Origin of the sequence: Achromobacter mucicolens (assembly GCF_902859725.1) — a bacterium.
In the GTDB taxonomy this organism is placed as follows: domain Bacteria; phylum Pseudomonadota; class Gammaproteobacteria; order Burkholderiales; family Burkholderiaceae_B; genus Achromobacter; species Achromobacter mucicolens.
In genome coordinates, this window is the sequence record NZ_CADIJP010000001.1 from 205,030 (window position 1) to 217,313 (window position 12,284).

General features: G+C 66.5%; 11 protein-coding genes. 8 read left to right on the forward strand and 3 right to left on the reverse strand.

Features of this window, described 5'->3' with window-relative positions:
* The first annotated feature begins 106 nt into the window (after nt 1-106).
* Together HV786_RS00935 and HV786_RS00940 are read left to right on the forward strand one after the other, a co-directional pair.
* Complete coding sequence (locus HV786_RS00935; RefSeq protein ID WP_108005979.1) at nt 107-1,171, forward strand: LLM class flavin-dependent oxidoreductase; 1,065 nt, start codon at nt 107-109, stop codon at nt 1,169-1,171.
* An 11-nt stretch (nt 1,172-1,182) separates the two neighbouring features.
* The gene (locus HV786_RS00940) at nt 1,183-1,980 is read left to right on the forward strand and encodes a flavin reductase family protein (protein ID WP_128829030.1); all 798 of its coding nucleotides are present in this window, start codon (nt 1,183-1,185) and stop codon (nt 1,978-1,980) included.
* A gap of 96 nt (nt 1,981-2,076) precedes the next feature.
* Here the strand turns inward: HV786_RS00940 and HV786_RS00945 are convergent, their stop codons facing one another.
* Together HV786_RS00945 and HV786_RS00950 are read right to left on the reverse strand one after the other, a co-directional pair.
* Nucleotides 2,077-3,039 carry a tripartite tricarboxylate transporter substrate binding protein gene (locus HV786_RS00945; RefSeq protein ID WP_128829029.1) on the reverse strand — a complete coding sequence of 321 codons (963 nt, stop codon included), beginning with the start codon at nt 3,037-3,039 and terminating at the stop codon, nt 2,077-2,079.
* Between the two features lie 246 nt (nt 3,040-3,285).
* Nucleotides 3,286-4,038 carry a Crp/Fnr family transcriptional regulator gene (locus HV786_RS00950; RefSeq protein ID WP_230964946.1) on the reverse strand — a complete coding sequence of 251 codons (753 nt, stop codon included), beginning with the start codon at nt 4,036-4,038 and terminating at the stop codon, nt 3,286-3,288.
* 147 nt (nt 4,039-4,185) lie between these two features.
* On the opposite strand from HV786_RS00950, the gene HV786_RS00955 reads away from it, so the two are divergent.
* The 6 genes from HV786_RS00955 to HV786_RS00980 all read left to right on the forward strand — a co-directional run bounded on the left by HV786_RS00955 (nt 4,186) and on the right by HV786_RS00980 (nt 11,478).
* Nucleotides 4,186-5,403: an ABC transporter substrate-binding protein gene (locus HV786_RS00955; RefSeq protein ID WP_128829046.1), complete on the forward strand. Its 1,218-nt coding sequence runs from the start codon at nt 4,186-4,188 to the stop codon at nt 5,401-5,403.
* A gap of 9 nt (nt 5,404-5,412) precedes the next feature.
* Nucleotides 5,413-6,327 (forward strand): beta-keto acid cleavage family enzyme, encoded by a 915-nt coding sequence (locus HV786_RS00960; RefSeq protein WP_128829028.1) that lies wholly within the window; start codon nt 5,413-5,415, stop codon nt 6,325-6,327.
* 61 nt (nt 6,328-6,388) lie between these two features.
* A complete protein-coding gene (locus HV786_RS00965; RefSeq protein WP_128829027.1) occupies nt 6,389-7,165 on the forward strand; it encodes an SDR family oxidoreductase in 777 nt (258 codons plus the stop codon).
* Nucleotides 7,166-7,326: 161 nt separating this feature from the next.
* The gene (locus HV786_RS00970) at nt 7,327-7,881 is read left to right on the forward strand and encodes a sigma-70 family RNA polymerase sigma factor (RefSeq protein WP_420809620.1); all 555 of its coding nucleotides are present in this window, start codon (nt 7,327-7,329) and stop codon (nt 7,879-7,881) included.
* Nucleotides 7,878-8,870, forward strand: coding sequence for a FecR domain-containing protein (locus tag HV786_RS00975; protein ID WP_175209745.1), 993 nt, complete (start codon nt 7,878-7,880; stop codon nt 8,868-8,870). Before HV786_RS00970 ends, HV786_RS00975 begins: the two co-directional genes overlap by 4 nt.
* A 139-nt stretch (nt 8,871-9,009) precedes the next feature.
* Entirely contained in the window at nt 9,010-11,478 is a 2,469-nt protein-coding gene (locus tag HV786_RS00980; protein WP_254599427.1) for a TonB-dependent receptor, read from the forward strand.
* Nucleotides 11,479-11,517: 39 nt separating this feature from the next.
* On the opposite strand, the gene HV786_RS00985 is transcribed toward HV786_RS00980, so the two are convergent.
* Nucleotides 11,518-12,216 (reverse strand): response regulator transcription factor, encoded by a 699-nt coding sequence (locus HV786_RS00985; RefSeq protein ID WP_128829025.1) that lies wholly within the window; start codon nt 12,214-12,216, stop codon nt 11,518-11,520.
* Between the last annotated feature and the right edge of the window lie 68 nt (nt 12,217-12,284).

A 12,284-nucleotide genomic window follows, 5' to 3' on the forward strand; every position in this document is an offset into this window, starting at 1 on the left:
TTCCTCCACTTTATGCAGCACAGAACGCCGCTTTTCTTGTATTCCAGCCCATGACTACCGGCCTCTAGAATTTCCTCAAGGATTCAAGCATCAATGAGGAGACACAATGGAATTCGGCGTATTCATTCTGGCGCAGCAACGAGGTTACCACCAGTCCTCCGCGCAAGTCATCAACAACTCCATCGAGCAGACGGTGGCGGCCGAGCAAGCCGGATTCAACACGGCGTGGTACGCCGAGCATCACTTCAACAACTACTCCCTGTCGCCGTCGCCGCTGATGACGGTGGCCCATGCCGCGGCCAAGACACGCCGGATCCGCCTGGGCACGGCAGTGTGCATTCTGCCGCTGTATCACCCCGCACGCTTTCTGGCAGAGGTTGGTTTCGTGGACACGGTGTCCAACGGACGGCTGGATCTGGGCGTCGGGTCGGGTTACCAGCAATTCGAGTTCGAGCGCTTCGGCGTCCAGATCGAGGAGTCGGGCGCGATCTTCAATGAGTTCCTGGACGTCATTCCCAAGGGCCTGACGCAAAAGATCTTCGAGCATGACGGCAAGTTCCTGAAGATTCCGCCCAGCTCGATCGCGGTGCGCTGCGTGCAGGATCCGATGCCGCCGCTGTGGATCACGTCGGGCAACCCGGTGACGCTTGGCCGCGGCGTGCGTGAGAACCACAACCTGTTCGTGACGGCGCTGCTCAAGGGCAACGACGCCATTGCGGAACTGCGCGGGCGGCTGGAGAAGGTGGCCGAGGACAACGGCAAGGACCTGGACCGCGACGTGAAGTTCGGCTTTCTGCGCTGTGGCTATGCGTCGGACAACAAGGCCGAGATAGATGCCTATCTGGATTGCGCGCGCTTTCAGCGCCGCATTTCCGAAAGCCTGAAGTTTCGCCGCGCGCAGAGCGACGACGGCTACATGGTCAAGGAAGTGCCTTCGGAAACGGACCCGACGTTCGAGCAGTTGCGCAAGAACCTGCCGGTGGGTTCGGTCAACGAGGTCATCGACAAGATGCTGGAAGAGATCAGCATCCTGCGTCCGAAGCACATTGCGCTGCAAACGCAGCTTGGCGATTTCGACCAGAAGACGATGCTCAAGCAGATCGAACTCTGGGGCGACAAGATCATTCCCGCGATCCGCAAGGAAGTCGGCAGCACGACCGTCCTTGCCTGAAGGAGGGCAGCATGCGTATCTACCTGAGCAATGCCGGCGCCATTGCGCTGCGCGATGCGGCCGATTTCGGCCGTCTGGATGTCATGGCGGACCCGCAGCCCGCGGATCGGCTGGAACGCGCGATCGCGCGCATCGGCCGGCGCGAGGACGAGCGGCACGTGCGGCTGTCGCCGTCTGTGCTGCGCTTTTTGTCGCAGCATGCGGGCGAACCGGCCTGGGAAGCCAGCTTCTTGAAGATGGTGGACTACGCGGCGCGGCACGGATGGGTCGATGAACGCGGCGACATCCGTGCGCACATGGTGGTCAACGAATGCGACGAGGTGGTGTCGGTGGATGACTTCAAGGCGGCGATGCGGTCGCTGCCGGCCGGCATCAGCGCCGTCAGCACGGGTGACGGCGACGACATGGCGGGCATGATCGTTTCCAGCCTGACATCGATCTCGGCCGACCCGCCGATGGTCGGGTTCTTTGTGCAGCAGACCGCGTCGGCGCACGCGCCGCTGCTGCGCAACGGCCGTTTCGTCGCCAACATCCTGGGAGAAGGCCACGGCGAGGTGATCGAGGCCTTCATGAAGAATCCTCAGGGCAAGGCGCGGTTCGCTCAGGGCGGGTGGGTGATGAACGAACATGGCGCGCCCGTGCTGCCCGATGCGCTGGCCAGCATCGAGTGCGACATCGTCTGCACCGAGAAGCTCGGCACGCACGATCTCATCGTGGGCAAGATTCGCAGGACGGCCTGCCGCGAGGCGCGGCCGGTGATCAACTTCAAGTCCGCCACGCACGGCATTGCGCCAGCGCAGCTGCAATGAACCGATGACCTCATTTGCCTGAACGACAAGCCCGCCATTTGGCGGGCTTTTGCATGGCGGACACGATGCGCCGGCGCGATGCCGGCGCCCGCGGGTTCAATCGAGGACGATGCCGTTTTCCTTGATGACCTTGCCCCAGTACTGGCGGTCGGCTTCCAGCTGGGCTTCCAGCGCCTGCGGGCCGCCGGCTTTCTCGGTCTGCCCGTTGGCCACGAGCAGCTTACGGAAACTCTCGGATTGGACGGTCTTGATGGCGGCGGCCGAATAGGCCTGCACGATCGCGTCCGGGGTGCCCTTGGGCGCATGCAGCGCGGTCCAGTAGCTGGCCTTGAGCTGGGGATAACCCAGTTCCGTCACGCAGGGCACTTCCGGCAGCGCCGGATCGCGCTGGTCGGTGGTCAGCGCCAGGATCTTCACCGCGCCGGCCTTCTGGTGGTCGGCCAGGGCGATGGGCGTCATGTAGGAAAGATCATTGCGCCCGGTGATGAGGTCGATCAGGCTGGTGGGCGTGCTTTTGTAAGGCACGGCGGTCAGCGGGATCCCCAGGGTCTTGGACATGATCAGCCCGTACAGGTCAGTGACGCTGCCCGGGCCCAGCGAGCCGTAGGTAAGCGCGCGGTTCTCGCGCTTTGCATAGGCGACCAGTTCCGCCAGGGAATTGACGCCCATCTTCGCGGGCACGGTGATCGTAAGCGGACCGTCGAACATCATGGCGACGGATTTGAAGCTGTCGAAGCTGTAGTTCAGGCTGGGGCGCAGCAGGATGTTCAGGGATAGGGGGCCGGAACCGCCCATGAGCAGCATGCTGCCGTCGGCGGGTGCGCGCGCAACCTGCGAGGCGCCGATGATGCCGTTGGCGCCGGGCTTGTTCTCGACGATGAAGTTGATGCCCAGTTCGGCGCCCATGCCTTCGGCCAGGAGGCGCGCGAAATTGTCGTTGGGGCCGCCCGCCGCATAAGGCACGATCAGGGTCACGGGCTTGGCCGCGGCCCGCAACGGACGGGCGAACATCATGAGGGTGCCGGCCGCGATGAAGCCGCGGCGCGTTAGCTTGCGCATCTGTCTCTCTCCAGGTTCCCGCCGCCACGCGGGACCGTGCCTTGCGCGGGCCGGTTCTTCTGCTTTGACGCTGGCGGCTGGGTCGGCCGGAATCAGGGTCCGGCCTGGGGTTGTCTCATTGCCGATGATAATTTTTATCGGACCGGGCGATTACCCCATCGATCTGCAGAACTGTTCTGCGAAGCCAGCAATACTGCGGCTTGCGGCGGCATCGCCATCTTGTGGCGGCGGCGCGCGTGACCGGCATTATGCCGGATCGCGGCTGATCTTTGCGCACCGGTACAGCGCTTCCTTGTCCAGCACCGTCAATCCGCCGTAATGCGTTTGCAGGACCCCCTCACGCGCCAGCCGGGTCAGTGCGGCGTTGCAGCGTTGGCGCGAGACGCCGCACAGGCCGGCGATTTCTTCCTGCGAGATCCGCAGCCGGCCCTGCGTTCCCGAATGAACCTCGGCGTCCAGCTGCGCGGCGACGGCGCGCGCAACGGTGGTGTCGACGTCGAGCAGCACGTTGCCCGTGTAGCAGCCCATCAGCCAGTTGACCCGCTGCGCCAGGTGCGTCATCAGCGCCTTGGTGAATTCGATGTTGTTGTTCCAGAGGCGTTCGCAGGTGTCGCGCGGCAGGATCACGATGCGGCTGGGCCGCAGGGCAACGACTTCGTATTCGAAGCGCTCGCGGCGGATCATGGTGGCTTCGCCGAACCAGCTGCCCGTGCTGAAGCCGGCCAGCGACAGCGTGCGGCCGTCGGTGCCGGGCGACGACCACTTCACCAGCCCTTCGACCACGCCATACCAGCCGGGCGACCGCGACCCCGCGCGAAACAGGTATTCGCCGGCCGCGAGGGACACCGTGCGCAGTTCGGCGCGCACCACGTCGCGCTCGAGTTCCGGCAGGCCCTTGTACCAGGGCACCACGTCGAGCATCTTGTCGACCGCGCTGCGCACCGGCCGGCGGCTTGCGTTCGACACGTCGTTGCCCGCCAGGGCAGGCGGTTCACGCATGTTCGTTCCCTGTCTGGAGGTGGGATGCGGCCCAGGTAAACCCTAGGATTCTTTGTCAACGTGATGACTGTCCGCAAGGGCAGCCGGACCGCAGAATGTTTGACGCCTACGGGCCAAAAACCATAAGAGGAGACCGGTATGTTGTCAATGCCACGCCTGCTGTCCGCCACCGCCATCGCCGGCGCCCTGTCCGTCACGCTGCTGCCCGCCACGGCCGCGCACGCGCAAATTTCGGACGACGTGATCCGCATCGGATTCATCACCGACATGTCCGGCGTCTACTCGGGCCCGGACGGCCCGGGCGGCGCGGAAGCCATCAAGATGGCGATCGAGGAAATGGGCGGCCAGATCGACGGCAAGAAGATCGAATTGTTGACGGCAGACCACCAGAACAAGGCCGACGTGGCCTCGGCCAAGGCGCGCGAATGGTTCGACCAGCGCGGTCTGTACATGCTGATCGGCGGCACCAATTCCAGCACGGCGCTGGCCATGTCCAAGGTGGCGGCCGACAAGAAGAAACCCATCATCGTGGTGGGCGCCGGCGCGCCCGCGCTGACGAACGAGCAGTGCACGCCCTACACGCTGAACTACGCGTACGACACCGTCGCGCAGGCGCGCGGCACCGGCGCGGCGGTGGTCAAGACGGGTGGCAAGAGCTGGTACTTCCTGACGGCCGACTACGCCTTTGGACACGCGCTGCAGGCCGATACCACCAAGGTCGTCGAGGCGGGCGGCGGCAAGGTCGTGGGCAGTGTGAAGCATCCGCTGGCCGCCAGCGATTTCTCGTCGTTCCTTTTGCAGGCGCAAAGCAGCAAGGCGGAGATCCTGGCGCTGGCCAATGCCGGCGCGGACGCGACCAATTCGATCAAGGCCGCGAACGAGTTCGGCATCACCAAGACGATGAAGCTGGCGGGCATGATCATGTTCATCAACGACATCCACGCCATGGGCCTGCCGGCCGCGCAGGGCATGTACCTGACCGACAGCTGGTACTGGAACGCGTCGGACGAAACGCGCGCCTGGGCTCGCAAGTTCTTCGAGCGCCGCCAGGCCATGCCGTCCTCCCTGCAGGCGGCGGACTATTCGGCGGCGTTGCAGTACCTGCGCGCGGTCAAGGCAACCGGCACGGACGACGCGGACAAGGTGCTGGCTTACCTGCGCGAAAACAAGCTGAACGACATCTACATCAAGGACGGCGTCGTGCGTCCCGATGGCCGCGTCGTGCACGACATGTACCTGCTGCAGGTCAAGCGCCCAGACCAGTCGAAAGAGCCTTGGGATTACTTCACGGTGGTGCAGGCCATCGACGGCAACGAGGCCTTCACGAAGCAGTCAGAAAGCCGCTGCGCGCTGTGGAAATCCTAGGAGAACAGCATGGCCAAACGCAAAGTGATCGTGACCATCGCCCCGACGGGGGGCATGGCTTTGAAGGGCCAGAATCCGCACCTGCCGACGCAGCCCGCGGAGATCGCGGAAGATGTCTACCGCTGCTACAACGCCGGCGCAAGCGTCGTGGCGCTGCATGCGCGGCGCGCGGATGACCTGGCGACGTGCGATGCCGGCGTGTACCGGAAAATGAACCAGCTCATCCGGGAGCGGTGCGACATCGTCCTGAACAACTCCACCGGCGGCGGCGTGCACGGCGACATGGTGGCCGAGACGTCGCCCGGCACGTGGGAGATCCTGTGGGAGGAGCGGTTGAAGGGCATGGATGCGGGCGCCGAGATGTGCACGCTGGACGCCACCACGCTGAACCTGGCGTTCGGCGACCGCGAATACCTGATGAACACGCCGCTCAGCAAGGGGCGCGAGCTGGCGGCCGGCATGAAGGCGCGCGGCATCAAGCCCGAGTGGGAGGTGTTCAGTCCCACGCATATCCTGCAGGACGTGACCACGCTCATCAACGAGGACCTGGACGAAGGCCCGCACTTCATCAATCTGGTCATGAACGTGCATCGCAACTTCCAGAACGCCATGCCGTTTTCGCCGCGGCACCTGCAGATGATGGTGGACCTGCTGCCCAGGAACAGCGTCTTCTGCGTAAGCGGTATCGGGCCGTCGCAGCTGGAGGCCAACATCAGCGCGCTACTGCTGGGCGGCCACGCGCGGGTCGGGCTGGAAGACAACCTGTACTACCGGCACGGCGAGCTGGCCACCAATGTGCAGCTGACCGAGCGCATTGTGCGCATCATCCGCGAAATGGACATGGAGCCGGCCACGCCCGCCGAGGCGCGCGAAATCATGGGCCTGCCGCTCAAAAGCGGCATCCGCCCGGAGTTCGCGCTTTGACGCAACCGTCAGGCGGTGCGGCGCAGGGCCGCGCCGCCGCCATTCATCATCGGGAAAGGACATGACCGAATCATTGAAAGGCGCCCGCGTACTGGTCACGGCGGGCGCGCAGGGCATCGGGTTGGCGATCGCGCGCAGGTTCCTCGGTCTGGGCGCCGACGTGCATATCTGCGACGTGGACGAACAGTCGCTCCAGGCAGCGCGGGAAAGCCTGCCCGCCCTGAGCGCCAGCCGGACGGACGTGTCTGACGAATCGCAGGTGCTGGCGATGTTCGAGGCGCTGCGCGGGCGGTGGGGCGCATTGGATGTGCTGGTCAACAATGCAGGCGTGTCCGGGCCGACCAGCCGTCTGGAGGACACCACGTTGGACGCGTGGCGCAACACACTGGACGTCAACCTGACGGGCACGTTCCTGTGCGCGCGCAGCGCGGTGCCGCTGCTGCGTGCCGCGGGCGGCGGCGCCATCGTCAACATCTCGTCGGTGGCGGGGCGGCTGGGGTTTTCGCTGCGCTCGCCGTATAGCGCCAGCAAATTTGGGCTGGCCGGGCTGACCCAGACCTGGGCGATGGAACTGGGACCGTCGAACATCCGCGTCAATTCCGTGCTGCCGGGCGTCGTGTCGGGCGACCGGGTCGAGCGCATCATCGCCGCTCGCGCCGAGGCCGGCGGGGTCAGTAGCGAGGTGATGCGCGAACAGCTTGTGGAAAAGGTGTCGCTGCGCCGCATGACCCGTCCGGAAGACGTGGCGAATCAGGTGGTGTTCCTGTGTTCGGATCAAGGGGCGATGATCAGCGGGCAGAGCATTTCCGTGTGCGGGAACGTGGAGTATCTGGGGTGACGCCGTGGCGGGGCGCGCTCTTTGCCGCCGGCGCCCGCCGTCAGCCGCGCCTGCCCCCCTTCGGACCCGTTGCCAAATCCCGCCGCCCCGGTCCATAATCTGCGCTTTGTTAACTGATAACCGTTCGCATTATTGTCAATGCGAAGGGTGTCGCGGGCGGGATCGTGAGCGGATCGGAAGGGGCATCCCAGGACTTCGAAAGCCTGTACGGCAATCACCACGGCTGGCTGCTGGCCTGGGTGAACTGGCGCCTGGGCAATGCGGCCGATGCCGCCGACCTGGCGCACGACGCGTTCGTGCGCCTTTTGACGCGCCCGTGCAAGTTCGACAACGCCCGGCATGCCAGGACCTATCTGCGCCGGATGGCCAACGGCATGTGCATCGACCTGTGGCGCCGCCGAGACCTGGAGCAGGCCTGGCTGGACGCCCTGGCGGCGCAGCCGGAACCCATGGTGTCGTCGGCCGAAGACCAGGCCATGGTGCTGCAGGCGCTGGGCGAGATCGACGCCATGTTGCGCGGACTGCCGCCCAAGACCGCGCACGCCTTCGTGATGGCGGTGGCGTGCGAAATGACCGACCAGGAAGTGGCCGACGTGCTGGGCGTGTCATCGCGGATGGTCCGCAAGTATGTCGCGCAGGCCATGCTGATCTGCATGAAACTGGAAGCGCGGCTGGCGGCGGGAATGGCGGGCACGCCGCAGGTGGCGGCCCCATGACCGCCGCGCAAGCGCGCGAGCCCTCCCATCGCGCGATGGAGCAGGCCGCCGAATGGTATGCGCTGCTGCGGTCGGGCGATGCGTCGGCCGCCGAACGCCAGCAATGGCAGCAATGGATCGACCGCGCGGCAGAACACCGTGAAGCCTGGGGTTACGTCGAACGCATCGGCCGCCGCTTTGCGCCCCTGCAATCCAGTCCGGACCGGGATGCCGCCGTGACGGCGTTCGGGCAAGCCGCGTCGGCCCGGCCCCGCGCGCGCCGGCAACTGCTGTTGGGAATGGCGGGCGCGCTGGGCATGGCGGGGCTGGGATGGACGGCGTGGCGGCAGACGCCGCTGCCGCTCGTCGCCTCGACCTGGGGCGCGGATCATCGGGCGGGACTGGGCGAAACCCGGCAGATCGCCCTTGAGGACGGCACCCAGGTCTGGTTGAAGGCGCTCAGCGCGTTCGATGTCGACTATGGCGCCACGCTGCGCCGGTTGCAGCTGGTCGCCGGCGAACTGTTGATCGATACCGCCAAGGATCCTTTGCGTCCCTTTGTGGTCGACACCGCCCAGGGGCGGCTGCAGGCGCTGGGCACGCGTTTCACGGTGCGTGGCGAAGACGATGGCGTGGTGGTCGCCGTGCATGAAGGGGCCGTCCGAATCGACACGGCGGCCAGCCGCGCCAGCGGCATCGTGGCGGCGGGGCAGCAGGCGAGATTCACCGCAAACGCGCTGGACGGCTTCGTGCCCGCGGATCCGGCGCGCGAGGCCTGGACGCGCGGCGTGCTGGTGGCCGACGACACGCCGCTGGCCGACGTGGTGGCCGAATTGCGCCGGTATCACTTCGGCCACCTGGCCGTGGCGCCTGAAGTTGCCGGCCTGCACGTCTTTGGCAGCTATCCCATCCGCGAAACGGACCGCGCGCTGAACATGCTGGCCTCGGTGCTGCCGGTCCAGGTGCGCCGCACGATGCCCTGGTGGATCAGCCTCGAAGCGCGGGCCTGAAAAAAATCCGCGAAACGGTTCCGGGTTTTGCCTGCCCGTTCGAATAAGGAGAGTAAGAGACGCTCGCGCCCTGCCATCGGCGGGGCCGGCGCGCCGCTCTGACTTCCCGAACCCTACGCACGAGAGCACTGGTCCCGTCATGTCCCACCGTCATTCCTGCCCCGCCGCGGCCTTCCCCGTGACCCGCGCGCGCGCCCTGGCCCGCCGCCGCGGGCGAATCCCGTCCTGGGGCTTGCCGCTGGCCCTGGCGATGGCCATGTCCGCCGTCTGGGGGCCGCCCGCCCACGCGCAGGCGGCGCCCGCCGCGGCTGGCGTGGCCGATCTCATCACCTTCGACATTGCGCCCGCGCCGCTGAACCAGGTGCTGACGCGGCTGGCGAATGAATCCGGCATTCTGTTGGCCGCCCAGCCGTCGCTGGTGGCCGACCGCCAGAGCAACGGCGTGCGGGGCCGCTATACCAGCCACGAGGCCCTGGACCGGGCGCTGGCCGGGACGGGACTGCGCGCCACGCGCGAGGCGCCGAACCAGTACCGGCTGAGCCTCTTGCCCACCGCGCAGGCCACGACGCTGGAACCGGTGACCGTGACGGCGTCAAGCCTGTCCAGCGGCCTGCCGCCCGTTTACGCCGGCGGCCAGGTGGCGCGGGGCGGGCGCCTGGGCCTCTTGGGCGACCGCGATGACATGAGCACGCCGTTCAGCGCGACGCAGTACACCGCCAAGCTGATCGAGGACCAGCAGGCGCAGAACATCGGCGACGTGCTGGTCAACGACCCGACCGTGCGCAATACGTATTCGCGCGGCGCGGGACGCGACGAGTTCAACATCCGCGGGTTCACGCTGTTCAACTACGACGTGTCGTTCAACGGCTTGTACGGCGTGTCGCCGCGCAATTCGAGTTCGCTGATCGGCGTGGAGCGGGTGGAAGTGCTGCGCGGCCCCAACGCGCTGCTGAACGGCATGGCGCCGTATGGATCGGTGGGCGGGTCCATCAACCTAGTCCCGAAGCGCGCGGGCGCCGATCCGCTGAACCGCTTTACCGTGTCCTACATCAGCGACAGCCAGTTCGGCGCGCACGCCGATCTGTCGCGCCGCTATGGCGAGAGTCAGGAATGGGGCGTGCGCCTGAACGTGGCGGGCAGCGGCGGCGACCTGCCGATGGACGGGGCCAAGGAAGACCTGGGCGCGGTGGCGCTGGGCCTGGACTACCAGGGTGAGCGCCTGCGCCTGGAAGGCGACATCAACTACCAGAACCGCACCACCGATGCGCGCAGCGGCCTCCTGTTCCCGCCGCCTTCGGGCGTCGATATCGGCCGGGCGCCGGACGCGCGCCGCAATTTCTTTCCGTCGTGGACCTACTGGAAGACCAAGGAATGGTCGGGCGCGCTGCGCGCCGAATACGACGTATCGCCCGATTGGACCGTCTACGGCGCGGTGGGCGCGCGCAAGCATGATTTTGAAAGCATGCAGACCAGCTGGCTCATGCTGAACGAAGCGGGCGACATCGGCGCGGTGCCGGCCCGCCTGAACGAATCGCTGATCAGCAAGACAGGCGAGGTGGGTGTGCGCGGCCGCGTGCAGACCGGCCCGCTCAAGCACGAGCCGGCGCTGAGCGCCAGCGTGCTGGACATCGACTATTCGGCGGCGCGGATCCGGTCCAGCACGGTGTTCTCCAATATCTACAACCCGGTGGACCTTGCCAAGCCGAACATCGCGCGTCCGTCGGATCTGCCCCGTGTCAGCGACTCGCGGCTGTACAGCATTGCGCTGGCCGATACGATTTCCCTGGCCGACGACCGCGTGCAGTTCATTGCGGGCGTGCGGCACCAGCGCGTGGAATCCACCAACTTCGACGCGATGAGCGGCCGCCAGACGTCGAACTACAACGAGTCCGCCGTCACGCCGGCGTTTGCGCTGACCGTCAAACCCACCGAGCGTCTGTCGCTGTACGGCAACTACATCGAAGGGCTGAGCCAGGGCGGAACCGCGCCCCAAGGGGCCGTCAACGCCGGTGAAGTGTTTGCGCCGGAAATCTCCAAGCAGTTCGAAGTGGGCGCCAAGTACGACTTCGGCCAGTTCGAAACCACCCTCAGCGCGTTCCAGATCGAACGCCCCAGCAGCTACCTGGATCCGGCCTCCCTGCGCTACGTGTCCGACGGCGAGCAGCGCAACCGCGGCCTGGAATTCCTGGTGCAAGGCGAGCCGACCCACGGTGTACGGCTGCTGGGCGGCGTGGCCTACACGGATGCGCGGCTGACGCGCACGCAAGGCGGCGTGAACGACGGCAACCGCGCGCCCGCCGTGCCGCGCCTGCAGTTCAACGCGTCGGCCGAATGGGACACGCCGTTCGTGCCGGGCCTGACGCTGACGGCGCGCATGCTGCGCACCAGCTCGCAGATCGTCGACGTCGCCAACACGCAGGAGATCCCGGGCTGGACGCGGTTCGACGTGGGCGCGCGCTATGCCTTCAACGCCAACGGCAAGCCCGTGGTCATCCGCGCGATGGTCGAGAACGTGCTGAACAAGAACTACTGGCAGTCGGCGGCGCGCGAAGGCCTGACGGTCGGAGCGCCGCTGACGGTGCTGTTGTCCGTCAGCACGGAATTCTGAAGCTGGCCTTCGGTTGCCGGGCCACGATCCGCCCGGCCGTCAGCCTTTGACCTGCGCTGACTGATAAAAGCAGTAGCCGCTGCTGCGCAGCGTCTTGACCGGCAGCGTCTGCCCGCTCAGGGCTTCGACGCGGCGGCGCAACCGGCGCATTTGCGTGTCCAGCCGGCGTTGGTCGTATTCCAGATAGTCGGCGCCCAGCGCCTCGACGATCTGGCGGCGGCTGATGTTTTCGCCGGGCTGGCTCATGAGGACATGCAGCACGGTCAGGTCCTGCTGCGACAGCGGCATGGCTTCGGCGCCGGGAATGTGCAGGCGGCGCGGGCCGATTTCAAGCAGCCAGCTGGGAAGCGGCTGATCCTGGCCCGGCTGGGGCAGTCCCAGGCGGCGCACCAGCGCGGCGAGTGTGGCGGCCAGTTCGTCCAGGTCACAGCCCTTGCCCAGGTAGTGATCGGCGCCCATGCCAAGGCCCGAAATCCGGTCGCGACCGGTCTGGCGCGCGCTGAACACCACGATGCCGACCTGCTGGCCTTGCTGGCGCAGCCGCTGGATCAGGTCCAGGCCGCAACCGTCCGGCAGGCCGATGTCGATGACGGCAAGATGGTGGCGGTTGGGGTCGAAGCGCTGGTCGAATTCCTGCAGGCTGGACACGCACGAAGGCGCGTATCCCAACTCTTCGAGGAACTCGCCGAGCTCCTGGCGCAGCACGGGTTCGTCTTCGAGCAGGATCACTTCGGGCATGGCGCGCCCGCGGAATGCCGCGTGAAGGGCTGGTGTAATCTGCCGGGTTGCACGGGAATGCTGCGTAA